At 43.7% G+C, this 25,518-nt stretch carries 28 protein-coding genes; 7 read left to right on the top strand and 21 right to left on the bottom strand.

Annotated features, from left to right (window positions below):
• Positions 1 to 69: 69 nt before the first annotated feature.
• The 3 genes from ACFVSO_RS16970 to ACFVSO_RS16960 all read right to left on the bottom strand — a co-directional run bounded on the left by ACFVSO_RS16970 (position 70) and on the right by ACFVSO_RS16960 (position 4,689).
• Positions 70 to 807, bottom strand: coding sequence for a metal-binding protein ZinT (locus tag ACFVSO_RS16970; RefSeq protein ID WP_387475608.1), 738 nt, complete (start codon positions 805 to 807; stop codon positions 70 to 72).
• 237 nt (positions 808 to 1,044) lie between these two features.
• On the bottom strand, positions 1,045 to 3,294 hold the full coding sequence (locus ACFVSO_RS16965) for a 5'-nucleotidase C-terminal domain-containing protein (protein WP_387475606.1): 2,250 nt from the start codon (positions 3,292 to 3,294) through the stop codon (positions 1,045 to 1,047).
• Between the two features lie 387 nt (positions 3,295 to 3,681).
• Positions 3,682 to 4,689, bottom strand: coding sequence for an alpha/beta fold hydrolase (locus ACFVSO_RS16960; RefSeq protein WP_387475604.1), 1,008 nt, complete (start codon positions 4,687 to 4,689; stop codon positions 3,682 to 3,684).
• Positions 4,690 to 5,125: 436 nt separating this feature from the next.
• On the opposite strand from ACFVSO_RS16960, the gene ACFVSO_RS16955 reads away from it, so the two are divergent.
• Complete coding sequence (locus ACFVSO_RS16955) at positions 5,126 to 5,881, top strand: SDR family oxidoreductase (RefSeq protein WP_387475602.1); 756 nt, start codon at positions 5,126 to 5,128, stop codon at positions 5,879 to 5,881.
• Between the two features lie 52 nt (positions 5,882 to 5,933).
• On the opposite strand, the gene ACFVSO_RS16950 is transcribed toward ACFVSO_RS16955, so the two are convergent.
• A complete protein-coding gene (locus ACFVSO_RS16950) occupies positions 5,934 to 6,314 on the bottom strand; it encodes a MerR family transcriptional regulator (RefSeq protein ID WP_387475600.1) in 381 nt (126 codons plus the stop codon).
• Between the two features lie 91 nt (positions 6,315 to 6,405).
• On the opposite strand from ACFVSO_RS16950, the gene ACFVSO_RS16945 reads away from it, so the two are divergent.
• Positions 6,406 to 7,353 (top strand): NAD(P)-dependent oxidoreductase, encoded by a 948-nt coding sequence (locus ACFVSO_RS16945; protein WP_387475598.1) that lies wholly within the window; start codon positions 6,406 to 6,408, stop codon positions 7,351 to 7,353.
• 273 nt (positions 7,354 to 7,626) lie between these two features.
• Here ACFVSO_RS16945 and ACFVSO_RS16940 read toward each other — a convergent pair whose 3' ends face one another.
• The 3 genes from ACFVSO_RS16940 to ACFVSO_RS16930 form a co-directional block, all read right to left on the bottom strand.
• A complete protein-coding gene (locus ACFVSO_RS16940; RefSeq protein WP_387475596.1) occupies positions 7,627 to 8,817 on the bottom strand; it encodes an ABC transporter substrate-binding protein in 1,191 nt (396 codons plus the stop codon).
• Between the two features lie 322 nt (positions 8,818 to 9,139).
• Positions 9,140 to 9,709, bottom strand: a complete 570-nt coding sequence (locus ACFVSO_RS16935; protein ID WP_387475594.1) for an SF0329 family protein — start codon at positions 9,707 to 9,709, stop codon at positions 9,140 to 9,142.
• A gap of 33 nt (positions 9,710 to 9,742) precedes the next feature.
• Positions 9,743 to 10,207: a helix-turn-helix domain-containing protein gene (locus tag ACFVSO_RS16930; protein WP_387475592.1), complete on the bottom strand. Its 465-nt coding sequence runs from the start codon at positions 10,205 to 10,207 to the stop codon at positions 9,743 to 9,745.
• Between the two features lie 496 nt (positions 10,208 to 10,703).
• Here ACFVSO_RS16930 and ACFVSO_RS16925 point away from each other — a divergent pair, with 496 nt between their 5' ends.
• Entirely contained in the window at positions 10,704 to 11,849 is a 1,146-nt protein-coding gene (locus tag ACFVSO_RS16925; RefSeq protein WP_387475590.1) for an epoxide hydrolase family protein, read from the top strand.
• 32 nt (positions 11,850 to 11,881) lie between these two features.
• On the opposite strand, the gene ACFVSO_RS16920 is transcribed toward ACFVSO_RS16925, so the two are convergent.
• The 5 genes from ACFVSO_RS16920 to ACFVSO_RS16900 are packed head-to-tail and all read right to left on the bottom strand — an operon-like array spanning position 11,882 to position 14,438.
• Positions 11,882 to 12,652 (bottom strand): ABC transporter permease, encoded by a 771-nt coding sequence (locus ACFVSO_RS16920; protein WP_387475588.1) that lies wholly within the window; start codon positions 12,650 to 12,652, stop codon positions 11,882 to 11,884.
• A gap of 12 nt (positions 12,653 to 12,664) precedes the next feature.
• Positions 12,665 to 13,411: an ABC transporter ATP-binding protein gene (locus tag ACFVSO_RS16915; protein WP_387475586.1), complete on the bottom strand. Its 747-nt coding sequence runs from the start codon at positions 13,409 to 13,411 to the stop codon at positions 12,665 to 12,667.
• 11 nt (positions 13,412 to 13,422) lie between these two features.
• Positions 13,423 to 13,773, bottom strand: a complete 351-nt coding sequence (locus ACFVSO_RS16910; protein WP_387475584.1) for a DUF1048 domain-containing protein — start codon at positions 13,771 to 13,773, stop codon at positions 13,423 to 13,425.
• A 12-nt stretch (positions 13,774 to 13,785) separates the two neighbouring features.
• Positions 13,786 to 14,133, bottom strand: a complete 348-nt coding sequence (locus ACFVSO_RS16905) for a DUF1048 domain-containing protein (RefSeq protein ID WP_387475582.1) — start codon at positions 14,131 to 14,133, stop codon at positions 13,786 to 13,788.
• A complete protein-coding gene (locus ACFVSO_RS16900) occupies positions 14,130 to 14,438 on the bottom strand; it encodes a PadR family transcriptional regulator (RefSeq protein WP_387476222.1) in 309 nt (102 codons plus the stop codon). Before ACFVSO_RS16900 ends, ACFVSO_RS16905 begins: the two co-directional genes overlap by 4 nt.
• Before the next feature lie 334 nt (positions 14,439 to 14,772).
• Between ACFVSO_RS16900 and ACFVSO_RS16895 the strand changes: the two genes are divergently transcribed.
• Positions 14,773 to 15,846 carry a phosphotransferase enzyme family protein gene (locus tag ACFVSO_RS16895; RefSeq protein WP_387476220.1) on the top strand — a complete coding sequence of 358 codons (1,074 nt, stop codon included), beginning with the start codon at positions 14,773 to 14,775 and terminating at the stop codon, positions 15,844 to 15,846.
• Positions 15,847 to 15,942: 96 nt separating this feature from the next.
• On the opposite strand, the gene ACFVSO_RS16890 is transcribed toward ACFVSO_RS16895, so the two are convergent.
• Both ACFVSO_RS16890 and ACFVSO_RS16885 read right to left on the bottom strand, forming a co-directional pair.
• On the bottom strand, positions 15,943 to 16,410 hold the full coding sequence (locus tag ACFVSO_RS16890; protein WP_387475580.1) for a DinB family protein: 468 nt from the start codon (positions 16,408 to 16,410) through the stop codon (positions 15,943 to 15,945).
• Position 16,411: 1 nt separating this feature from the next.
• Entirely contained in the window at positions 16,412 to 16,711 is a 300-nt protein-coding gene (locus ACFVSO_RS16885; RefSeq protein WP_387475578.1) for a YciI family protein, read from the bottom strand.
• Positions 16,712 to 16,793: 82 nt separating this feature from the next.
• Between ACFVSO_RS16885 and ACFVSO_RS16880 the strand changes: the two genes are divergently transcribed.
• The 3 genes from ACFVSO_RS16880 (at position 16,794) to ACFVSO_RS16870 (ending at position 18,898) form a co-directional block, all read left to right on the top strand.
• Positions 16,794 to 17,261 (top strand): winged helix-turn-helix transcriptional regulator, encoded by a 468-nt coding sequence (locus tag ACFVSO_RS16880; protein ID WP_387475576.1) that lies wholly within the window; start codon positions 16,794 to 16,796, stop codon positions 17,259 to 17,261.
• 142 nt (positions 17,262 to 17,403) lie between these two features.
• Complete coding sequence (locus ACFVSO_RS16875; protein WP_387475574.1) at positions 17,404 to 17,724, top strand: ArsR/SmtB family transcription factor; 321 nt, start codon at positions 17,404 to 17,406, stop codon at positions 17,722 to 17,724.
• A gap of 94 nt (positions 17,725 to 17,818) precedes the next feature.
• The gene (locus ACFVSO_RS16870; protein ID WP_387475572.1) at positions 17,819 to 18,898 is read left to right on the top strand and encodes a saccharopine dehydrogenase family protein; all 1,080 of its coding nucleotides are present in this window, start codon (positions 17,819 to 17,821) and stop codon (positions 18,896 to 18,898) included.
• A gap of 310 nt (positions 18,899 to 19,208) precedes the next feature.
• On the opposite strand, the gene ACFVSO_RS16865 is transcribed toward ACFVSO_RS16870, so the two are convergent.
• From ACFVSO_RS16865 to ACFVSO_RS16835, 7 genes are all read right to left on the bottom strand, one after another.
• Positions 19,209 to 19,973, bottom strand: coding sequence for an ABC transporter permease (locus tag ACFVSO_RS16865; RefSeq protein WP_387475570.1), 765 nt, complete (start codon positions 19,971 to 19,973; stop codon positions 19,209 to 19,211).
• Complete coding sequence (locus ACFVSO_RS16860) at positions 19,966 to 20,892, bottom strand: ABC transporter ATP-binding protein (protein ID WP_387475568.1); 927 nt, start codon at positions 20,890 to 20,892, stop codon at positions 19,966 to 19,968. Before ACFVSO_RS16860 ends, ACFVSO_RS16865 begins: the two co-directional genes overlap by 8 nt.
• Before the next feature lie 79 nt (positions 20,893 to 20,971).
• Positions 20,972 to 21,658, bottom strand: coding sequence for a response regulator transcription factor (locus ACFVSO_RS16855; RefSeq protein WP_387475566.1), 687 nt, complete (start codon positions 21,656 to 21,658; stop codon positions 20,972 to 20,974).
• Positions 21,618 to 22,577, bottom strand: a complete 960-nt coding sequence (locus ACFVSO_RS16850; RefSeq protein WP_387475564.1) for a sensor histidine kinase — start codon at positions 22,575 to 22,577, stop codon at positions 21,618 to 21,620. Before ACFVSO_RS16850 ends, ACFVSO_RS16855 begins: the two co-directional genes overlap by 41 nt.
• A gap of 285 nt (positions 22,578 to 22,862) precedes the next feature.
• Positions 22,863 to 23,552 carry a DUF4367 domain-containing protein gene (locus ACFVSO_RS16845; RefSeq protein WP_387475562.1) on the bottom strand — a complete coding sequence of 230 codons (690 nt, stop codon included), beginning with the start codon at positions 23,550 to 23,552 and terminating at the stop codon, positions 22,863 to 22,865.
• The gene (locus tag ACFVSO_RS16840) at positions 23,536 to 24,096 is read right to left on the bottom strand and encodes an RNA polymerase sigma factor (RefSeq protein WP_387475560.1); all 561 of its coding nucleotides are present in this window, start codon (positions 24,094 to 24,096) and stop codon (positions 23,536 to 23,538) included. The genes ACFVSO_RS16845 and ACFVSO_RS16840 overlap by 17 nt, the downstream gene beginning before the upstream one ends.
• Positions 24,097 to 24,264: 168 nt before the next feature.
• Positions 24,265 to 25,395 (bottom strand): NAD(P)/FAD-dependent oxidoreductase, encoded by a 1,131-nt coding sequence (locus ACFVSO_RS16835; protein WP_387475558.1) that lies wholly within the window; start codon positions 25,393 to 25,395, stop codon positions 24,265 to 24,267.
• Positions 25,396 to 25,518: the final 123 nt, after the last annotated feature.

Genomic DNA, 25,518 nt, shown 5'->3' with positions numbered 1-25,518 from the left:
ACCATAAATAAAAAACACGCCGAAGTTGGCGTGTTTTTTAAGTCTGGCAATCACTGAGCCGGGAAAAGACTAGTGCGCCATCATCTCATGTGCAATGCTGTGGCCATCCATGATGGACGGATAATAAGTCGGCCAGTTGGTCACTTCCTTCAGCAAAGCTTCGCGATCATCTCCCCAGTACAGATGGTAGTGGCCGGATTTGACCGGAGCAATGCGGTGATCACTGAATTGTATGTAAGTAGGCAGCCCATCGATCGCTTCCACTGATTTGAAAATAAACCGCACCCCGCGGTTCCCCGCTTCATATGTCAGTATCTCGTAACCGTCGGATTGGTATTTGCCTGAATACTCCTTGCCATTCTTGAAAAAGATAACGGTATCGCCATCGATAACAATGCGTTCCGTATCGGTTTTGTAGCCAACATCGTAGTATTTCTTATACTCTGCTGCCGTCATTTTTGCGGTATCCGCAGCTTTGTGAGCGAACACTTCATCCAGCGTTCCATCCAGCAAATACGTATACACAGACTGCCAATCCCCTTCCCAATCCGCTAACGTGCGATCCTGAACCTGGCCGTCCTCGAAATATCCCTTGTATATCGCCGCTTCCTCTTCATCATGGTCGTGGCTATGCTCGTGATCATGATCGTGATCATGGTCGTGGTCGTGTTTGTTACTGCTTTCATGAATTTCAATTTCTGGCGCTGTTTCCTTCGATGGATTGCCGTTAGTGTTCGAGCTCTGGCAGCCTGCAAGCAATACCCCCAATGCCACTACAAAAATTCCTGTTCTAATTGTCTCTTTCATTTTTTCTCTCCTCCACTAATAGTAATGTTTACTATTAAGCATTATACGGAGGTTGGGGAGATCCGTCAATATAAATCGTAATAATTACTAATAAACCATTTTACTTACTTTAGGTATTTCACTTAAAGGTTCAATCACGATTGTCTTAGTGGCGACCTTATCCACGATACAATACTGCTAATCCCAAAAGCAATTAAAAAGAAGCAACCAATTTCATCATTGGTTGCTTCTTCCTTATTACTTACCGTTAACTTTTACATATTTGCTATAAACGTAGGCCGTTTTGCCTTTATAAGAAATCTTATACCAGCCTTTTTCTTCGCCTAAAATCGTAATTTCAGTATTTTTTGAAATCGTTCCATATATTTTCGCTTTGCTCGATGGATTTGAACGAACGTTTAAGTGATAAGCTGTAACGACACCTTTCGTTAATTTCGGCTGAGTCACAGCAGGCTTTTCTGACTGTGGCTTTTCAGGTGTTGGTTTGCTTGGATTCGTTGGCTTCTCCGCAGGCTTTTCTGTTTCTTTTTCTTGCTCAGCTTTAGGAGCATTTAGTGCCTTTACTAGTTTCTGATAAAATTCTCCAGTTGTTTTTACTCTTGCGAATTGGCTTGCATCTACGTTTGCTTTTGCTGCTAATTGTTCTTTTTCTTGCCCTGTAATTGAATCCTTCACATTAATGGATGCGATATTTGTATACTTTCCATCCTCTGATGCAGGAATTGCTAAAATACCTTTATTGATTAGCTCAACAACTGCTGCACGTGCAGGCGATTTTGTATCCACACCAATGATTTTCCAGTTATTTTTGATAATTGGCTCATAGACACCTTTCATTTCTTCCTTTAAGTATCGAATGGCCAGATTTCGGATTGTACCGCCTGTTTCTCCATAAGCACTTTCATCTTTTGAAGACCAAATCATATTAAATTTGCGTCCTTCAAGTGCTTGACCTTTCGATAGAAGAAAGTCCATTCTATATGCATTCATACCAAGCTTTAAATGATCTTCCATCTTAATTGGCGTTTCGTCTAATTTGCGAAGATTTTTTATTCTGTTGCCAGACTGCTCAGTTAAATCAATATCATATTTTACATTGCCAAAAAAGTCATTTGTACTATATTTAGATGCACGTCTAGTTTTGTCAAAGCTAACCGTCACATCTCCATCGCGTGTGCTATTAAAATAACTGACAGCCCATTCCATATAATCCTTTAAATCTTTACCGGTTACTTCATAGACAGATACTTCTCCACCAGCAAATTGATAATTATATGCAATGTCCTTTTTCTTAATAGGCCCTACATTTAATGCAGCTTTGTCATTATCAATCTGATGTGCAACAACGTCTGCCTTACTATAATGCAGCATGACCTCATGGAAAAAGTCTGATAGAGGCGTTTCTTGAATTTGAACAGAAGGAATACCAATAATTTCGTTTTTCGGAACAAGATTTGTTCCCTTTAGCTGTGCTACTTCGATATTCGCATCCGCGCGTGTAAATTCATGATATGGCTTTAATGTTTCTTCTAATCCTTTGTCTGATTCAACAAATGACCCATCCTCGTTCTTCACAGGAATCGTTGATGCATCTTTTTCTTTTAATATTAATTGCTCACCCTGACGCGTAAATGTTAGATCGATTCGTGAAATATGCGTTCCGTATCGATTAGGCTCTGTAATCATAACTCCGTTAACTTCTTCTTTATTAATCAGCACATGATTATGACCCGCAAAAATAGCCGCTAGCTCTGGAACAGCATTAGCAATGTCCCTTACGCCCGTTCCTTTGACACCGTTTTCATTTTCCAACCCCATATGAATAAGGCCAATCATAATATCTACTTTACCCTCTAATTCTTTAACTGCTATCTTCGTTTCCTCTACTGGATTTTTTACGACTAATCCTTTTAGATGGTCTGTGCCTTTCTCATATTCTGTAATCATTGGCGTTACCATCCCGATAACTCCAATTTTAACACCTTCACGTTCAATAATTGTATAGGCTGGTAAATAGCGTTCGCCATTTTCCTTATAAACATTTCCGGCAAGTCTTGCTCCATTGAATTGACTAGAAACCTTGTCCAGCACATCCAAGCCGAAATTAAATTCATGGTTCCCATACGTCCAAGCTTCATAGCCCATTTCATTTATAGCAACCATCATCGGAGATTGTGGTTGATCATTGAACAATTCAGCAGAATTATCCTGTATCAAATCACCGTTTTCCAACAAGATTGTATTTGGGTTCTCTTTACGAATATCTTTGATGATTGTATATAATTGTGTTAAGCTCCCAGTCAAATTCGGGCCATCTGTCGCGTAATCCCAAGGCATAGAGCGACCATGAATATCCGATGTAGCAAGAAGTGTAATATGTACGTCCTTCTCTTCTTGAGCATTTACAACTGCTTGCGGAATGAAAACGCTTGTAAAAAACAATACCGCAATACAAAGAGTTGCAATACCTTTATTAATTTTACTCATTCTAATTAGCCCCCTAATTAATCTGAATTTCAAGATTATCTTAGCATCTCGAATTACTTTTCACAACATAATTTTTATAAACCCAGTATTTGGATTTAATTAATGATTTATTTCAATGTGAAGACCTCACTTCGTTATAAAATTTCACTTAAAGCCCCTTCGTTATATATACAATTAAGGTAAATGTTACCTTGATATTAATTGAAATCGGATCACTCAAATGCCCTGTCGAATCAAAATCAAACAAAGTAGAGCGAACCTGAAGTAACGTCCGTGTCTTAATCAATCCGCTCAGATGTCCTGGGGAAGATCCTCAGAGTATGATCAGCGAAAAACAATCGGCATCCTATGCAAGAACTCTTGCATAGGATGCCGCAACAGCTTTCCTTATTTAATTTCTTCCATATACGCCCGGAACTTTTCTGCAATTTCTTTTGCATGGGTACGATACAAGTAATGATCCGCTTCAAAGGTGATTACTTTACCATAATCAGAATCTTTTGCTTGCTTTTCATGCTCTGGTAACCATCTGTCTGTTACAGGATGATTCGCTTGGATAAAGAAAACAACAGGAAGCTTATTGGGGAATGTTAACTGTTCAGCCCCTTTAAAATTAGAAGGCATCCATTTAATTTCATTTAGATTGTTTGGATTTGCCATGTTTTTGTGACCAAGCATTCTCATTTGTTCTTTTGTTTCCTCATCATAGGACAGCCCAGCATACGGGTCGTCACCTGATTTCACCAATAATCTGGTGAATCCTAATTTTTTGAGCAGGCTCAAAGCACCAAGTGTTGAAGTTCCAACCTCCTGTTCACTAAGCGTTGGAACACTGCTATCGAGCCCAACAAATGCACTCACTTCGTTTTCATATTTGTTCACATAATCTAATCCGTACAGACCTGAAATGGAATGAGCCATGAGAATGTAACGGTCAATTTGAAGATTCTGCAAGGCTTCGTGGATTTCACTTACGATATTTTCTGTCGTTCTTTCTTTGTCGGTTTTATCGCTTAATCCATAACCAAAAGGCTCAATCACGACCACTTTGTAGAACGGCGTTAGTTCATCTATTAACGGTTTAAAATCAAGTGCTGGTGCCGCTGTTCCAAAGCCAGGTAAAATTACGATTGTTTCCTCCCCTGTTCCTTGAATCATAGCATTCATCTTTTTACCGTCTACTGGCACTAATTGACCATAAGATTGTATCTTTCCCTGCTCCGATTTACTGGAGACCTTATCCACGATAAAAACAATCGCGACAAATACAATTCCTAGTATGGCCAATACTGCTATTGCTTTCAGTATAAGAATAAGAACTTTTTTCATCATTGACGTTGGCTTCTTATCTGTAGCCGGATCGTTTTCCCCTTTTATGACTTCATTTTGTTTCACTCGTATCGACTCCTGACATTGTCTATTTATTAGCTGCAAGCCTTAAAGGAAATCTTACATGACGGATATGTACTCTCTATTACGACAATATGAACGAAATATGAACAGACTGAACAGATCGTGCTCATCCGCAATAATGTAAATTCGCAGTCATTTCACTTCATTACGTCCGCGAAGGCGAATGAATAGGTGGTTGTTCATCTCTCCTAGTCAATCAACCAAATAAAAAACGCAACCCTTGTCAGGTTGCGTTAGATGTCCAGGATTAATTTCTGCTATAACCTAAAGCAGTCACCCAGCGAAATTGCAGAGACTGTCACACAGAGGCATTCCATTAATCGCCGTAAATTTTGTATTGACCTTCACACTAGCGTGAACCTTTATACTGTCACTAGAACATCGAAAAAAAATACTTTACACGAGGAGAAACAAGATCATGAGAAAGTATGAAGGCATGAAAGCTGTAATAACGGGCGGTACGCACGGAATCGGAATGTCTGTGGCCAAATCATTGCTGGCGCAGGGAGCAGAAGTTCTACTGACTGGACGCAGTCAGAAAAATGTAGAAATAGCGAGACGAGAACTCGGGGAACGGGCGCATGTTATTCAATCCGATGTGTTGCTCATGACGGATATTGATGCATTAGGTGCTTACATCGCTGAACAGTTCGGCGAGATCGACTTCGTCCACATCAATGCAGGAATCGCTCAGCTTGAACCTTTCACGGAAGTGACCGAAAGCTCGTACGATAAGACATTTGGCATTAATACGAAGGGGGCATTCTTTACGGTTCAGCGTCTGGCTCCGTACATTCGAGAAGGCGGTTCGATCCTATTCACCTCATCCGTAGCAGATGAAGGCGGAACCCCCGGAATGAGCGTTTACGGCGCTTCAAAAGCTGCGCTGCGTTCGCTTGCCTCAGGTTTTGCCGCTGAACTATTGCCGCGGGGTATTCGCGTCAACGTGGTCAGTCCCGGATTCATTGATACGCCGACCATGGGCGTAGCAGGCTTCTCGGAATCGGAGCGGGAAGCCTTTGAGAGGCTTGGCGACCAGATTACGCCAATGAAACGTCACGGATCCCCGGACGAGGTGGCCAAGGCAGTGCTCTTTCTCGCGTTCGAAGCCACCTTCACAACAGGCGCAAAACTGACCGTAGACGGCGGTCTAGGTCAAGGTCTTTCTGTATAAAAAGCAACTTTGGCGCAGACGCTCGTCATGTCTATGACTTGAAAAGGTTGCGCTAGATGGATATCCGTAGTTCCTGCTTTTTGCTGGCAACGGTCAGCGCAATCTGCCGCTCCAGCAGCCGCTTCAATTGCAGCATGGAATCGATCTGGCTGTTCACCTTACGAAGTTTTTCCTCGTAGATTTCCTGCATTTCTTCACAATATTCGTAATCATCCGGAGCCGCTGCATCGCACTGGAACAAGCTTCGTATTTCATCTGTCGTAAATCCCAGCTTCAAGTAGAGTTGAATCGATTGGACGCGTTCGACGGCAGTTTCGCTGAACTCACGGTAGTTGTTATCGAGTCTGTCTGCCGTAAGCAGACCTTTTTCTTCATAATGTCGTATTGCGCGCGAGCTGACATTTGTCAGGCGGGACAATTCTCTTATTTTCATTTTTTTCGAGGCCTCCTCGCACGAGATTTATTCCAATTATATGTGGTTGTTCTATGGAAAGAAAGTACTCAATGGAAAGGGGAATTAAAATATGGACCAACATTTGTTTACCAACGCAATTGTGAAAGAAAACGATCGAATTCCAGTAACCGTCATTGGGCTTGGGAATATGGGACAGGCGCTGGCGGCTGCATTTCTGCGGGCCGGCCATCCTGTTACCGTCTGGAATCGAACGGCGGGCAAAGCCGACCTCCTCGTCGGCAACGGGGCGGTTCAAGCTGAAACAGCTCATGAGGCAGTTGCTGCTAGCAAAGTGATTGTGGTTTGCTTGTCGACATATGAAGTTGTAAAAAGCACGCTGATTCCTTTAGCAGCAAAATTGGCCGGCCGTTTCATCGTCAACTTGACCACAGGGACGCCAAATAAAGCGCGCCTCCTTGATACGTGGGCTAAGGAAAAAGGCATCGAGTATTTAGACGGGGCGATCATGGCGGTTCCCCCGATGATTGGAACGCCTAACGCGCTTATCCTTTATGGCGGCAGAAAGGAGCTCTTTGAAACGTATCAGCCGGTGCTTCAAGTGATGGGGGGAGGTACGACTTATCTGAGTGAAGACACGGGTGTTGCGCTGCTGTATGATATGGCAATGCTTACGATGTTGTACGGGGCTTGGTACAGCTATTTTCACGCACACGCGCTGCTGCGAACGGCCAATATTTCTGCGGAGGAGTTCTTGCCGTATACAAAAGATTGGTTGCAGCACATGATTGTGCCTTCGCTAACAAGTTCGGACGCCGCCCGAATACTGGATGAACGCCAGTATGAAACCGACGTATCCAACATAACGGTCAACAAGCTCACTCTAGATCATATTGTAAATAGCAGCCGGGAGTTGGGGGTACCTGTCGATTGGCTGCTCCCCATCCAGACTGTTACCGATGGGATGTTAGCCCAAGGTTTCGGAAATGACGGCTTCGAACGCGTCTTTGAATCGATGATCAACCGTTCTGTAGCGACACCCCTCGATCAAAACAGATAATCTGAACTACAGCATATTCCGTATTCGCCTATATGAGCCTAGAGGAATCATCTTCATCCATTTTCTCCGCAGTCTGAACCCTGGGCGTCCCCTTTGCTGGGCTCCACCATAAATGAATTCATATCTATAGTGGAGCCTAGGGGATATCCGAATTCTGATCTCATTGCTGACTAGGCGTTAACGTCGAAGACTTTTAGCGTTAGATTCAGATACCGTGCTGGTCTTTTACTCCGTTCGCATAACCAACCCCCTGACATCCTAACAGATACAATTCTAATCTTTTGTCTGTATCAACAATTGCGTACCAATTGCCTCTAAATTTTGCAACGCTTGATCTATAGATGCTTGTCCTTCATATACTTTGGTTAATTCCTTCTCCCCCGCTTCATTAAAAGCTGAATGAAAGGCTTGCGGCAAGCTCTCCATCCAACTCGAATCGGTCGGGTCAATCGTTAAATCATAGAAAGCCGCGAAATTATGCCCCTCCGCATCCTTTAGATATTCCATGCGAGAAGTGAGGTTGCTTTCCAATTGAGCCGTTGTAAAAATTTTTGCGTATTCATCGCTATTCATGTATTTCATAAACTGCCAAGCCGCATTCAAATTAGTAGCCTTTGCATTGATGGCCACAACATGCTGCAGCCAGATATAGCTAGAAATATTGATTGTCTGACGATCACTTGGGATTGTCACCATATCCCAGTTCAAATGATGTTCACTGTCCAACAATTGCAACTGTTTAATGGTGTCTGCCAAATCATTTCCGCTAATCGCCATAGCTGTTTTACCAGAAATAAACGGATTTAAGCTTAGAACATCTTTGTAGCTCATCCCTGGTTGAGGAAGATGGTCATCACTTGACTCATAGATCGACTTGGATTGGAAGGACTGCATGACCATTTCGAATACATGTCTCCACTGCTCGCCGCTGATAGTGACTTGTTCTCCCTTGTTGTCCACATAACGCAAATTTTTGCTGAGTCCAACTTCAATCGCTAATTGAAAAGGAGTTGATGCTGTAAATAACCTTAATCCAGACGATCCGGTCTCCTCCTGGTTAAACAGCTGGGCCAACTGCAGGACCTCTTCCCAGCTCATGCCATCTCGGGGATAAGGCACGTTCGCACGGTCGAACAGGTCTTTATTGTAATACAGCGCCCGACTATAGAATCCATTAGCTAATCCGTATAATTTGCCGGAGCCGATGGAACGAAGATAGTCGGTGATCACAGGAACCATACCGGAGAGTATCCCATTATCCTTGTCTTGGTTAAGCAGAGTATCCAGATCCATAAGCATATTTTCCGAAGAAACTTCTTTAAATTGATGGTCGTAAAGAAATACTAGATCCGGTCGCTCAGATTCGATGAATTGAATCAATTTGTTTTTTTGTTCTTGCGGGCTTTCTTCATATAAGGACGGCATCTGTATGATCTCGATATCCACGTTGGGATACTTACTCATAAAAAGTGCTCCGTATGTGGAGTAAAATGCTTTCCCTCCTTCATATAGAATCTTTAATTGGACATTCTCCTCATTGGATATGGAAAGCGGATCTTCGGGCCGTGTACATCCCGCAGTTATGACGGTTAGTGAAATCAATATGATGAGTACAATTAATGATTTGAGTCTATGCTTGTGCAATTCGATACAACTCCCCTTTTCATATGTGATTTATAAAGACTACATAACTATAACTAGCGATACACCTTATTTTGTGACAACAAAAAAACACGCCGAATACGACGTGTTCGATATACATCTATCTTTACTTTGAGAGCCCGGTTTAGACCGTGCCAAGCCTTAATTCATAAAAATACTGCACAGCCGGATGCTTTAGCTTAATTTTTTCGGACATGTTCAAAATCCGTTTTTTTCCGACTCGCCTGTCCACCAATGCCAAAATATTTAATAGTATATCCTTGCTTTCAATGCTTTCCTCAATAGGCGTAGACAAAAATTGATTAGCCACCGTTATAAAATTGGATTTGCTTAGCGAGGCTTGTGCTGCCATAAGCTCTTTGGATAATTCGGATAGCTTTCTGCTTCGCGCAATGACGATTAGACGATCCTCCGGAATCTTGCCATCCGTATCCTTTCTGACATCTTCTATTTGTTCGGAGCTGATCCGAATATCAATACTCGAATCGCTTTTGATTTCCTGCTCCGATGTATACCATTTGATTAAAGTAGCCGCATCGTTCATGTTTAACATATTTTTTTTATCAACTGCGATATAACAAATCCCTGCTTTATCGGGCAAATACCGATAGCCGGTTGCGCGATATTCTACTTTTCCTTGTAATGAAGGACTAAGAAAGCTCTCCAATTGCTGCTTTAATTTGCTCCAAGACATGATATTCTCCTATGTTTGATTTATTATGCGCTCTTACACATTAGTAGCGAGCTTTCGCGAGATGTTCCGGTAGGATGTCGGCGACATGCCTTTTTTAGCTGTAAATTGCTTGATGAAATAAGTGTCATACTGGAATCCGATCGCGCCAGCAATATCATGAAGACTCATATCGGTATGGGTCAGCAGATCGCATGCCATCTTCAATCGATGTGAAAGCAAATAGCCGATCGCGGTATAGCCGCATCGTTCCTGAAATAATTGATTAAGCGTCACACGATTCATATGAGCGCACTTCGTCAGATCCTCTAATGAAATCTTTTGGGGATAATGGGTGTGAATATATTCTAATACGGCATCAACAGGCGAGTGCTGGCTATCCCGATTCAAATCCTCTAACAATCCCATTATTTGAATCAGATACTTTTTGATTCGGCATGCCCAGCGTTCATCACTTTGCGCCTGTACTTCTGTGCCCAGAACAAAAAACCACTGGAACAAATACGGATATGCTTTTTCGGTTATACGAGGAACTGCCCTATACGGATGTTCTCTTTGAAAAAATGAACGACCTGTTTGTATCCTTGGAGCCGCCTGCGAATAATCCTGTGTCTCAACATGAACGGCAGATATGAGAAACTCGGGATGGAAATTAAATGATTGTGCAGCAAGCTCATGCTTCTCTGTAACTTGCCATTCATCATCTCCAGCTAAACAAAATATACCAGGCGCATGAATAGATATAGGACGATCGTTTAATATCCCCTTCATACTGCCAGAAGTAATAAAAATTAGCGAATACCGGTCAGTGTAAGGGAGCAGACTGCAATCCTCAACTGCGTAAAACTCAATATTTACGGTTCGATTCTTGTACCGATCTACTTGAGGCATCGTAATCACCTATCAAATCGTATAGTTCATTGCTTCATATATAACAGTGTACCATACCCTATCAAAGGATATAATGAACATGCAAATAACAAAGGAGGAATTTATTATGACTGTCGAACGTTTTCATATTCATGTCCCCGATGAGCTGCTTGATGATCTCCAATACCGACTGCAACATATTCGTTGGCCGGAGCAATTAGAGAACTCCGATTGGGAACGGGGAACTGAATTAGGTTATTTGCAATCTCTCGTTTCGTACTGGAGGGACCATTATGATTGGCGCGCACAAGAATCAAAGTTGAATGAATTTGCCCAATACACTTGCGATATTGATGATATAAAGGTGCATTTCATACATGAGCGCGGCAAAGGCCCCAATCCTCTGCCCATTATCCTGACCCACGGCTGGCCTGACAGTTACCTTCGTTACGAAAAGATTATACCTCTTCTGACTGATCCAGCTAGCTACGGCGGTAATCCTGAGGACTCGTTTGACGTCATCGTCCCTTCATTGCCCGGGTTTGGTTTTTCTAGTCAGCCTGCCTCCCCTGGCATTAATAACTTTCGTGTCGCCGAGATGTGGACGAAACTCATGACAGAATTAGGCTACCCAAAATTCGCTGCCGGAGGCGGTGACATGGGCTCTGGTGTCACAAGATACCTGGCAGCCAACTATCCTGAGCGACTGATCGGCATCCATCTGACGGATGTCGGTATTATTCGAAGTCTCCTGAACTCCAATAACTCGGAAAACCTTTCGGAAGAAGAGCGGCAATATCAAATAAATGCTGCAAATTGGATTAATCGAGAGGGCGGGTATATGTCCATTCAGTCCACGAAACCGCAAACTCTAGCTTATGGACTTTCTGATTCGCCAGTAGGGCTGGCCAGCTGGATCATTGAGAAATTCCGTTCCTGGAGCGATTGTAAGGGAGACCTTAGTCAAGTCTTTAGCGAGGATGAGCTGCTCACTCATATTATGATCTATTGGGCTACCAATACCATTGGTTCAACAGCACAAATGTATTATGAAAACTCACATTCTCTGCCGCCATTAGGCCGCATCGACGTGCCGACAGGCATAGCCCTATTTTCAGAAGATGTCCTATTGCCTCCCAAGGAATGGGCCGAGCGCAACTTGAATATAACACGCTGGTCTGTCATGCCTCGCGGCGGACATTTTACAGCTATGGAAGAGCCTAGGGCGATGGCCGATGATATTTGTGCGTTTTATAGACCACTTAGAAAATAGGACTAACAATTATCATGTTAAGTTTGCAAACATTAAACGGCTTTGCGTTTGTAGGCGCGCATTGCAAAGAAATAGGCGACGATCAGTATCCCTAAGCACCATGCTAACGCAACCCAAATATCATGACCGACAGGCTGTTCGGCAAGCAATGCGCGGATGGCTGACACGATTGAAGTTACCGGCTGGTTTTCGGCAAAGACGCGGACGACCATCGGCATCGACTCCGTCGGCACAAACGCCGAGCTGATAAAAGGCAGGAATATTAGGGGGTAAGAAAACGCGCTTGCACCTTCCACCGTTTTTGCCGACAGTCCGGCAAGCGCCGCGATCCAGGTCAAAGCCAGCGTGAACAGCACGAGTATACCGGCTACAGCAAGCCAAGATAGTATCCCAGCCGATGAACGGAAGCCCATAAGGAGTGCTACTAGAATAATGACGATAACGGAAATGGCGTTGGATACGACAGAGGTCAGCACATGCCCCCACAACACAGTGGAACGCGCGATCGGCATGGAGTGGAACCGTTCAATAATGCCCCGTTGCTTATCGAGGAACAGGCGGTAAGCCGTATAGGATATCCCGCTTGCAATCGCAATCAGCAGAATACCGGGCAGCAAGTAGTTCACATAGTTATCCGTACCGGTCTGGATTGCGCCTCCTAACACATAGACGAACAGCAGCAGCATCGCAATCGGAGTGATGCAGACCGTGATGATGGTATCCATACTGCGGAATACATGATGCATAGAACGTCCCAGCATCACACGCATATCGCTGAAAAAGTAGTTTTTGGTGGACTCCATTAACTTCTCCTCCTATTTGCCGACGATGGCGAGGAATATTTCCTCTAAAGTCGGTTGTTTTTCCACATACTCCACCTTTGCGGGCGGGAACAGCTTTTTCAGTTCCGCAAGCGTGCCGCCAGCAATAATCCTGCCCTCATGAAGGATGGCAATCTGATCGGCAAGCTGCTCGGCTTCCTCCAGATACTGTGTGGTCAGGAATATCGTCGTGCCTCTGTCGGCGAGCTCCCTGACAATCTTCCAAACCTCGATGCGTGCCTCGGGGTCAAGCCCAGTCGTCGGTTCGTCGAGAAATATGATCTGCGGATTTCCTACAAGGCTCAAGGCAATGTCGAGCCTGCGGCGCATACCGCCCGAATACGTGGACGGCTTGCGGTCGGCGGCGTCTGTCAGTCCAAAGCGTTGCAGCATGTTATCCGCCACCTGACGCGGGTTATCGAGATGCCGCAGCCTCGCAATCATGATAAGATTTTCCCTCCCGGTCAATATCTCATCCACGGCGGCGAACTGGCCGGTCAGGCTGATCGACTGCCTTACATGGCTGGGCTTTGACGCGACGTCAAAGCCGTTAATGACGGCGGTACCTCCGTCCTGAGCAAGCAGTGTGGTAAGAATTTTAACAATCGTCGTCTTGCCAGCGCCATTGGAGCCGAGCAGAGCGAATATCTCACCTTGCTTCACTTCAATATCGACGCCCTTCAGGACTTCTTTGTCCTTGAAAGACTTTCGCAGGCCTTTTACTTCAATTGCTTTTCCCATGTGAATCCCCCTTACTTTAATTTATCCGTCACCTTTTTCATGGCCTTGTTCACTTTTTGGTCAATCTCTTCTTGGTAGAGGTCAGCGTAAGTTTTGGAGTCTTTGATAAGATCGTCGCAGAAAGCCGCTACGTCCCTGCCCGTCACTTCGAGGACACCTTTTCCCGAGGCCGCACCCTCTTCAAATAAATCTACAATCCCCGAAAGCAATCCCGTCCCCTCGCTTAACTCAACAGGGCCAACCTTAATCAGATATTTTTGAATTTCCTTGTACACAATCCGATAATCTTGCGGGAGCGCTTTGACACGCGCCACATGCGCGCGCCACTCTTTTCTGCCTTGGATGATATCTTGAATGCTCATTATATTTTCCTCCTATTTGCCTAATTTTTTGGCGATATTATGGTTGAGCTGCGCGCGCCACTTGTCGCGGTAAGACTTTGCCCCTTCTTCGCCTACTAGCGCCGAACAGAAGCCTTTGATATCGTCGCCCAGAACCTCCCCGACACTCTGGCCGTCAGCAGCCGTTTCTTCGAGCAGGCCAAGCACACCGTCAAGAATGGGCATAAGGTTGCGCCCAGTGAAATCGGAGTGCTGCCACAGATTGGTTTTGATTTTGTCCCATGCCGCTTGATAATCAGCCGGCAGCATTGCCGCTCGCGCTTCAAAAGCTTTAAACTCTTTAGTCATGTCGCTTCCAGTGATTTTCTCCCAAAAGTTCATTGTCTGTTCTCCTTTAACTCATTCATTTTTGAGGATACAAATCCCCATCTTTCCCAAAACTTCTGCAGCTCCTTGCGCCCCTCGTCGTTGAGCGAGAAGAACTTTCTCGGCGGTCCCATATCGGAAGGCTTCTTGGTGATCTCCACTAACTTGTTTTTTTCAAGACGGATCAGGATTGTGTACACCGTTCCCTCCACTACATCCTGGAAGCCAAGGGCGTTCAGCTGCCGCGTGATTTCATATCCGTAGGTTTCATTGCGGCTAATAATTTCAAGAACGCAGCCCTCCAGCACGCCTTTTAGCATTTCTGTTAAGTTTTCCAACCTCATCATTCCTTCGCTATTCTGTATGACTGGTATCAAGTATTACTTACTACCTCTACATAGTATTACGTAGTAGCTGAATTGTCAATACATGTTTTGCTAAAATTTTGAAACCTTGTCCCTAAACAAGAAAGCTGCTGGATGGTTCTTCGTGGCGCACTTCCGCAACAAAAAATCAATTATAAACAAAGTTTCCCTGGAATGCGGCTGGCATTTATAGGTAAAGTAAAAGACAACTGAAAAGAGTGAGTTATTCATGTCAAACAAGGTGGTTTACGGGAAGTCGTTGTAAAACATTTTGACTGGAGGAGATTGTATAAATCATAACGAGGTTGTTCAAATCAGTGATGCCTATTTGCTTCCATTAGTATTAGAACTGTATGGATTGGAAGGCTATGAATTCAAGCTGATTCCTGCGCATGACGGGGGTCGGAATGTCGTTTTTACCTGTGGGAAAGAAAGCGAAGACGCATTCATACTCAGAATTTCATTCTTGCCTGACAGGAGCCGGGAGGATTATCTGGCCGAGGTGGAGTATATCCGGTATTTATTTGAGCATGGCGGAAGCGTCTCGGATGTAGTCAGCTCCCGGAACGGGAATCTGCTGGAAGAGATCGTCCTTCAGCATCATACCTTTGTTATCTGCCTGTTTGTAAAGGCCAAAGGAAAAATGATGGTCGAAAACCACTATCAGTACCGGGAAGGCGTACCGCTTTCCGAGTATTTCTACAATTGCGGGAAGGTGCTGGGGAAGCTCCACCATATATCGAAGGGCTATACGCCCGTCCATCGACGGTATCGTTTTTTTGATAAATATAACACCCAATATATCGACAAGCTGATCCCCGACTCATTATATCTGCTTAAGGAGAAGATGTTAGAGCTCCTGAAGAGCTTAGAAGAGTTGGATATGGACCGTGAGTCTTATGGGATGCTCCATTTTGATCTCAACGATGGGAATTATTCGATTGATTTCAGTAACGGGCAAATCACGGTATATGATTTCGATAATTCATGTTTCGGCTGGTATATGTATGACCTGACAGATCTATGGACCAACGGTGTGGGCTGGATACAATTCGAACCAGACGCCGGCAAGCGCAAGAAGTTTATGGATGATTATTTCGCAACGGTCATCGAGGGATACAGATCCGAGACCAGCATCGACAATTCGATGCTGGATAAGTTTCCTTTGTTTTTAAAGGCAACCCTTATGGAAGGGATTGTAGATTCATTCGAGGTCATGCGGAACAACGGCGAGGATCCAGAGTGTGACGAGGATTTGTCGTATCGCATCAAATGTCTGGAAGACGATATCCCGTATAGGGGATTTTTCGATGAAATTTATTCATGCGAAAATCCCTTTGAATATGTAAAAGGTGATCTATAGTGCTTTTGTAATGCCTTGAGACGAAAGCGATGAGATTTATTTCTCATCGCTTTTTTGCATGACTGAACACAGATTACCACAGCTAGCGTTATCCACTTATTCATGCTGCAATACCTTGTCCATCGCAATGATCATGCCTAGATGCGTACTTTCATGGGCGATTAGAACATGAAATAATTCGCCGATTACCCTTGCTTGAAGAAAGTTGTTCTCATCTGCTACAGGCTGTGCCAGCAGTCCGTCATACTTCTTGCCTATTTCCACCATCTGATTCTCCAATTCTGTAAGAAGCGTGTCAATCCCTGGCGGTTGCCCCGGCCAGCTTGAGGGACTTGTGCCTGAAGCAAAATAAGTTCTATAGTGCTGTGGAATCCTTGCCCCGACACCCGAAAACTCAAATATTAGATCATCCGTAATGGTCAACACATGTCCGACTTGCCAATGGAGATTGTTGTTGAAGCCTTTAGGAATGTGCTCCATTTGATCTTTTGACAGTCTTGTTATGACACTCAATATTTGTTGTCTGAGATCTGCGAACAAATTCAATATATACGTATCGGACATGTTAATCACCTATCGCTTCTACGATCTCAATCCTGCCCCCATATTGCAATTCCGGCCAATCTGAAGTCAGCGAGACCACTTCCTCCAAAGAACCAGCTTCGATAATGGAAACGCCGAATATGTCCCCGGAGTAATCATCAATCGAATCCTGCGAAATGATTTTACGACCGCTTCCCGCAAAACGAACCTTTTCGTACCCATTCTCCTTTAGATTGTCGAGCCATCCCCATAGTTCATTAATGTTCCGATCAAGTTGATCTTCCGGAACGGCACCGCCTCTATACACCAACATAAATTTCAATTGCATCCCCCTCCATTTCAGTTGCATTTTGAAACTAACTTTATTATAATTATAATCAATTCATGAAGTCAAGGGAGGCCCTATGCAAAATTCCAAACCACAAAGAAGATCGGATTGTCCGATCTCATTTTCTCTTGATCTATTAGGCGACTCCTGGTCACTGCTTATCATTAGGGATATCATATTTGCAGGAAAGAAAACGTTCGGAGAATTCCTTGCTTCGGATGAAGGGATTGCTAGAAATATACTGACGAATCGCTTGTCCCGTCTTGAAGCAATGGGACTGATTACCAAGAGCCCTCATCCCACTGACAAAAGAAAAGACCTGTACGCATTAACGGAGGCCGGGTTGGATTTATTGCCAGTCCTGTGGGAGTTATCAGCCTGGGGAGCGAAGCATGAACCCGAAACGGCAGAAACCTTTGCTGGGTTAGCCGATATCCCGATGGACAAGGACAGTTTGATTCAACTTATACGGAAGACGGTTCAAAATGGCGGATCTGTATTCGTTGGGCCAGGGAATTTGATTGATCAGTTGGAGCAGTGCTAGCGGATTAGTTAGAATGTATATAAAAAACGCAACCCTTATTAGGTGCGTTAGAACTTGCACTACCCCAATTACTCACATTGATTTATTTTACAAAACACATTATAATACGTTTAAGCAATTAAACATTATAACGGAGTGAGCCATGAGCGAATTTATCGGGAATCAGAAGGCAATTCATATTTTTGAGAATCTAAGTCCCTATTTTCAAGGCTTGGGAGACCCTATTCGTCAGCAGATCATATCGCTGTTGATTGATAGAGAGACTATGAATGTGTCGCAGATCGCAGAGCATATTCCCATGTCACGGCCGACTGTCTCTCATCACCTGAAAATCTTACGGCAAGCAGGACTGATTAAGGTTCAGAAAAAGGGTACCGAGATGTTTTACAGTCTTGAGTTTAACGAAGTGATAGCACTTATGAAACAACTTGTACATTTCGTTGAAGTGGAATGCCAGTACTAATGCCATTAACTTGGCTGGCACATGTCATTCCTTTTTTCAAGACCATTATGTCGAATAAATTAAACACTTAAACATTTAATTGGAGGTTTGTTTTATGAGTAAAAAAAAGGTTCTTATTGTAGGCGGATACGGTGAAGTAGGCAAACAGATCGCCCAAATATTACACGATCGGCATCCCGATCTGGATATTGCACTAGGTGGAAGATCACCGGGAAAAGCAGCACCATTCGATTCTAAACGAGTCCAAACCGTCGTTGTTGATAATAATGCGGAAGATCCGCTGCTCTATGCAGGCGACAATATATCGCTGATCGTTAACGCCGTCAACGATCTACAGGACCGGCTGCTTCTGTCTGCCGTTAGAAGAAAGATTCCACTTATTGATCTCACGCGTTGGACAGAGATATTTCAACAATCGATCGCTAAATTGAACAACAGGGAGCTCCATGCACCTGTCGTTCTATCTTCCGGATGGATGGCGGGGACTGCTTCACTGTTCGCTATGCTAAATTCAGCATCACTTCAAAATGTCTCCGTGGATATTCATGCTCTTTACTCTCTGCGCGACAAGGCGGGACCCGACTCTATGGCGTATATGGATCGTATGAGCATTCCATTCTATATTACAGAACCAACAGGAAGTCGTCTTGTATTTCCAATGACCGACCCGGTGAAAGTACAATTTCCTAACGGATACGCAACAAAATGTTATCGGCTCGACACCCCCGATCATGTGACTCTGCTCAAGCCAGATCATATCGACTCCGCCAATTTCCGCATTTCCTTCGATAGTAAAGCATCGACCTACGGACTTGTTGGACTGGTCAAGAGCGGAATATGGAAGTTGATTAGCGGGGAACGATTCCTTTCATTTAGACGAAGTCTGATCTACAATCCGGGCACTGGCAGCGCACATCACTTGCTTATTCATCTAAAGGGCCGTGACCATAACGGGCACTGGGTTGAACGGAGAATAGGGATTTCTGATCCGCTGGGACAGACTCATCTCACCGCCTTGGGAGCTGCTGTGCAAGCAGAAAAGCTTTTGCTTAGATTAGAAAAAAATCCGTTAGCTCCTGGTATTTATTATCCGGAAGACCTGCCTGATGTGAACATGGATAGCTCTGCAATTAATCATTTTTTCAAACAATATGGGGTTCTTATCTCTTCCTAAATCTTCTTTAGTTAATTGGCACTCTTGATTTGTTACTTTATCATAATGACAACGGTCCGCGAAGCGCCCTGAGCACTTCGCGGAAGAATTGAATTAGAGTTATTAGTATCATGTCAACGTTTATAAACCTTTACCATACTCCAAATGTCTATAGAACGTAAAAGATCAACAAAAAAACGGCATCTCTGCCGCTTCTGATTCCATATATCGCTAATGTTGATTCTTATAGATTTTTATCAGTGGGGGTAGCTAAAAAAATCCGAACTCCCAAAATCAAGAGTTCGGATCTATAACCAACACCGTCCAACGATTATCTCAAGTCCTCTTTGATCTTATATCTGACAGCAATAAATGAGAATATAAGGATGAAGACAATCGCCACGCCAGCTACGTGAACAAGATCATTTATATGATGAAAATCCCTTGGGCTGACGATCGTATTGACTAATAAGAAGGGGGACAAATTAACCTGACCAATCAAGGACTCCAAAGCACTTATAACCATTCCAAAAACATTCAATGATAAAACAAATCCGACTACAATGCTGGCAATCAAGCTTTTACTAATGATGGAGATGCATAAGATTACAATTGAAAATGCCCAATGAAGTAAAAATTGTCCGATCAATAACTTCGCTAAATACCCCCCATCTCCAAGAGCTGCTTGATCAAAGAAAAGCGATCTTCCGATCATATCCGCAGCGAACATGACGATGAACATAAAAAGCGTGAATAGACCTGTAATTAAGATTTTTGATATGACGGAGTACATCCGGGCATTCTTCATAGCTATATAATTTTTATAGAACCCGCAGCTATATTCGCTCATATAAAAATAAACGCTGAATACCGCAATATAAACCAGCATCCACGATGGGGTTTGAGCCATTATGACTTGGATGAATTGACTTTCATTCATCGTGCTGATCAGCATCCCCCCGTTTTCTCCGGGCTGCTCATATTTCTTTTGCATATAAATGCCAAAAATTTGAAAAGCAAAAAAGATCAGCAGTAATATATAGATCATTTTATTTGTTTTAAAACGGTGAAAGTCCATTTTGAAAATATTAATCATGGCTATCACCTTCGCTTCCCGTCCGTGCCAAAAAATATTGTTCTAAGCTTTGTTTATGCTTGGTGATGGAATGAACAGTTACTCCGTTTTCTACTAAGCTCTTAATGATTTGTTGGTTTTCAATATGGGAATCATATACATACACAATATGCTCACTGATCACTTTGTAATGATTAATGTTCAAACGTTGCTCTAAGACGGGAACAGCCGAGCTTGCTTTTTCCACTTCTATTTCAATACGGTCTTCACATTGAAGCAGCAATTGCTCCCTGGAATGGTGTTCAATAACCTCTCCTTGATGAAGGATGGCATATTGGGTCGCTACTTTCGACAGCTCCTCCAAAATGTGGCTTGAAATAATAATGGTCATCCCTGCTTTATTCAATTCCAAAATCATTCGTCTGATCTCGGAAATTCCTTGCGGGTCCAACCCGTTAATCGGTTCATCCAGTATCAAAACATCCGGGCTTCCAATTAATGCAGCAGCAATCCCTAGCCTTTGCTTCATGCCCATTGAATAATTTTTCACCTTGGACTTGTTTGAATCATCCAATCCTACAAGCTTCAGCAGCTTGTTAATATGGCTTTTCCGATTAGTCAGTCCGTAGGAAATAGCTATTAAATCCAAGTTTTCATACGCATTATAATGAGGAAATAACCCTGCATTTTCAATGAGTATGCCTATTCGTTCAAAATAAGGATGACTATCCTTCACTGTACGATTAAATAATTTAATTTCCCCAGATGTCGGGTACATCAAACCTCCAATCATCTTTAGCAAGGTAGATTTCCCCGCTCCATTCTGGCCAATCAAGCCAAAAATTTCACCTTTGCCTATTTTGAAATCCGCCTTATTCACAGCAATTTTCGATTTAAATTGCTTCGTTAATTGACTAACTTCAATAATGGCTTCCGACATATTTACACCCCCTTGCAATAAAATAACAAAAAGAAGCTAACATATCGTCAATAAATCATTAAGAATGTTCAAAGAGATTTTATTTTTTCAACCTGAAGCCAATTCCCCAAATCGTGTCGATATAAGTTTCCTCGTCATGCTTTTTTATTTTATTGCGAATATTGCTAATGTGAACGGTAATCGTTTTATCTTCACCTATGTATATATCTTCCCATGCAAGTTCATACAGGTCTTGCTTTGTAAACACCCGCTCAGGATTTTTTACCAGCAGCTCAAGGATTTTGTATTCCTGTCTTGTGAGCTTCAAATCTGTATGATTGACTTTTACACTCATAGCTTCGCTATTTAAAACTAGATTTTTATGACGATATCGAGTGACGGATGTTCGAGATGTTCTTTTTAAATGTACATGGATTCGGGCAAGCAATTCCTCCACATCGAACGGTTTCGTGACATAATCAACAGCTCCGAGCTTAAACAAGTTTAACTTATGATCCAATTTGTCCTTCGCCGAAAGTATAATAACCGGTGTGTCGATGCTTAGGTTTATTCTTAATTGATGCATAAAATCTTCTCCCGACAAGCCAGGCAGCATAAGGTCCAAAATAATAAGCTGATACTCTTGGCGGGTAACGTTCATGATTCCCTCACTTCCGGAATACGCTTGTGTGCCTATGAAATTTTCTTTTTGGAGCACATCAAAAATAATATTGTTGATATGCTCATCATCCTCGACTATTAAAATGTTGGGCTGGGTCGTGTCCATGTACACGTCGATTCTCCTTTGCGCTTTTATTAAAAGCCACGCTAATGTAAAATTGGTCATCCTTTAGGTCAGCTTGCACATAACCATTCATTTTCTCCATCAGCGATTTTACGATAAAGAGTCCCAGTCCGGAAGATTGATTAGGGCGCGACGGATCTTCTTTGTAAAAACGAGTGAATATTTTATCCAGATTAAGCGGTTGATTTCGCTTTTGCATATTGGAAAAATGAAATAAAACCTTGTTCTGATTCTCTTCATAACGAATGCTTAGAGCGCCTGTACCATGCAAAAAGTAATTTTTCATAATATTCTCATACACTCTTTCCAACGCGCTTTCATTTCCTTCTATAAAAAGCGGTGCTTCCGCTATGGAGATGTCTGGTTCATAGCCAATACGCGAAAAATCGTCAATAAACGTAAACAGACGTTTATTTAACACTTTAATCACATCAACCGGTTCAAGCTCCAAATTGTAGTCTGGGTTTTTCAGCTTCGTGTACAGGAACAGTTCGTCCATAAGTGTAATAATTTGCTTGATTCTGCTCTGAGCCATCAAGACATACTCTGTTTTTTCTTTGGAGCTCCGGGATCTTTCCGCCAATTGAAGATAACCGTCAAGTGAAGTCAGTGGGGTTCGTATGTCGTGGGACAAGCTCATAATTGTGGCGTTGATTTCTTCTTTTTGCTCAATAAAATTTTGGTTCAGCTTTCGTTGATCACGAAGCATTGCGTTACATAAATGGATTAACCGATGAATTTCTTTTGGTTTAATCTGCGTTTGAATCATTTTGAATGAATGTTGCTCCGATATAAAGGATAATTGGTTGCCGATATCTTTAATTTGGCTTTTGTAATACACAAGGTAAACCGATTGAATGATTAAAACAACCGTTATTACAATTAAAACCATGTACAGCATAAGATCACTCCCCCTTTTGACCTTGTTGCAAAATCAAAAAATACAGCATCAACATTCTTTTCAAAGGGAAATCATCCCATTCGTAAAAGGTTGAGCGGTACCTCCATTTTACCAAGAAACAGCTTCCTTTTGCTTGACATTATGAGAAAAGGGGCATCGCCACCCTGATGGCTTTTTGGGAAAGCCTCCTATCAATCCTTTTAAGCAAGTTTATTACAGCCGAAAAAAGCCCACCTCGACGGGTGGGCCTTATCATTAAACACACGAAATATACGTATCCACTTATTAAGGCTCGACCGATTCGGCGATCTTCATTGCCTCGTCGCCAGAGATCGGGCCGGCCAAACTATACTGAATCCCGTCAACCACCCAGAACAGCTCCGTGAACTGGGCTTGCTCGAAAATATAACCGTCCACTCCGCCCACTTCCGTCCGTGTGAACAGGTCCGTCGGGAATGCCGCCGGCATGCGGCTCGCGCTGAACGTCACCGTCTTATCACCCGAGCCGTATGTGAAGTTCAAATCTCTGAGCGGCTGGTCCTTCATCCCCACGCCGGCGATTTCAGTCAATTGGAAGCCTTCCGGGGCGACTCTAGGAGCAAGCACTCCAGGTCCGAATGCCGTTTTCGCTGCCTCCGCCGTTTCGAACGAAGTCGTAATCAATTGGGAAAGCTCAGAACCTGTGGCTCCTCCGTTTCCGGGCATCACGATTCCCGCCGAATCCGTTGGCGTCGGTACTGCGGCGGGCTCTTGCAGCATCGGCAATCCCGCCACGATAATGACGACCGCAGCGACCAGCCCAGCCGATCCCGCAAACCATGCTTTCGGAAGAACGAATCTGCGGCTTTTCTGCTCCACAGCGGCTTGCTTCCTTATTTTCTGTTTAACGCTATCGCTCAATTCCATTCCTGAAAACAACATATCATCCGACTCCTTTCGCAATTGTTGACGCAATTTACTATCTATATCCTTCATTAGCTGTCTCCTCCTTGCGCAGTTCCCGAGCCAGCGCTTCGCGCGCCCGGTGCAGTCTATTTCTCACGGTGCCCTCGGGCGACGACGTCGCTTCCGCTATTTCCCGTGTGCTCAGGTCCAGATAATAATATAGATACAAAACCTCCTGATAGCGCAGAGACAGACACAGCAAATGCCGCAAAATCTCGCTTTTCTGCAATCTTCTAAGCACTTCTTCTTCCACGTTGAATGTACGTCCCCGCTCCATCTGGCTAGGATCGGTCGCCTGTTCCGCGAACATACGCACACCCATCTTGTCCCTGCAAACGTTGATGGCGATCGTCGTCAACCAGGTTTTGACCGTGCTGTCTCCGCGGAACGAGTTCCAGTTGCGATAAGCGCGCAGGAATACCTCTTGGCTGATATCCTCGGCAAGATGCCGATCCCCGGTATAAAAATAAGCGGTGTACATGACCGTCGAGCCGAAACCTTCCATCAGCTGCTCTAGCGCTTGAGAGGGATCTTTCGAGAATTTATCCTTGTTATTCAAGCCGGCCGGCTTCACTGAATCATCACCTCCACTTATTTAGACGGCCTGAGCGCATTTTTCGCTGCACTTCGTTTTAATCTAACGCGAATGAATTTCATACAATAAAAAGCCACATGAACAGTATGCCTGTTTCATGCGGCTTTTGTGCGGGCGAACCCCTGACCTCTTCGCTGCATCCATTAATTATAGTGACTCGCTCATGGCTTTCTCTACCGCATAGTCCTCAAGCGGAATATCTACCTGTTGATTCATCGCTAGCTTGGCTAGCTGCTCTCCCAGATAGGGTCCCATCGTTAATCCAGATGAACCGAGCCCATTAGCAACAATAAGCTTCTTCCATCCAGGAACCCTCCCTAGCACTGGAAGAAAATCCGCAGTAAATGGACGGAATCCTACTCTTATCTCATTTAGGCTGCAATCCGCAAGACCGGCAGCTGTTTGAAGACCTTTATTTAATAATTCTTGCATTCCGCCTGCGGTTACAGAAGTATCGTATCCTACAACATCATTTTCATGAGTAGCGCCTATCACAATATTTTGATCAGCAAATGCAAGTAAATATTGATCTGTTGGCGGCATGATAACAGGCCATTGCTCAGTATCGTCTGGCCCGTTAAAATGCAAGTGCATAATCTGCGCCTTTTGATAACGCACATTGACCATTATCCCTAGCGGATGAAGCAGTGCATTGGACCAGGCGCCTGCGCACACCATCACCTCATCAGCCCAGAATGTCTGTTGTCCTACTCTAACACAACTAATTTCATGATGATCATGCTCCAGAATAGCATCTCCCTCTATCATGTGTGCCCCATTACGCTGTGCAGCTCTTAATAACGCTTCACGCAATTGGCGTCCATCCACTCTTGCCGCACCCGCTACATGAAGAGCATGATAACCTTCCGACAATAATGGAAACTTCTCTTTCGCTTCATGATCCGTCAGCAGCGTAAGTTCGCCTATTTCAGGGGCATCTTCTCTGCGAAGTTCCGCCCTTTCTTTTATCGCGAGCAGTTTTTTCAAATCATCATGAATACATATCGCTCCCACTTTTGCATATCCAGTCCCTGCATTTCCCGCATCCTCCAACTCTTGAATAAGTGATGGATAGAAGCTTGCCCCCGCTTTTGCAAGACGGTACCATGCTTTATTTCGGCGTTGTGACAACCACGGGCAAATAATCCCTGCTGCCGCATCCGTTGCTTGTCCTGCATCTTTACGATCTATAATGATGACTTCAGCACCCAACTTACTTAGCTGATAGGCCGCTGAAGCCCCTAAAATTCCTGCACCAATTACAATAACCTTTTTCATTTCTGAAATCCTTTCTGCCGTGTATCGATCAAGTTTTTATATGGCTGAGCGTATTTCACCCTTTCTTGAGCCTTTCTCCTTTCATTATATCAAATAACAAATAATAACCTCAGTTTAAATGGG

Origin of the sequence: Paenibacillus sp. NPDC057967, assembly GCF_042887015.1 — a bacterium.
In the GTDB taxonomy this organism is placed as follows: domain Bacteria; phylum Bacillota; class Bacilli; order Paenibacillales; family Paenibacillaceae; genus Pristimantibacillus.
This window is presented reverse-complemented; position numbering and strand designations above follow the sequence as displayed.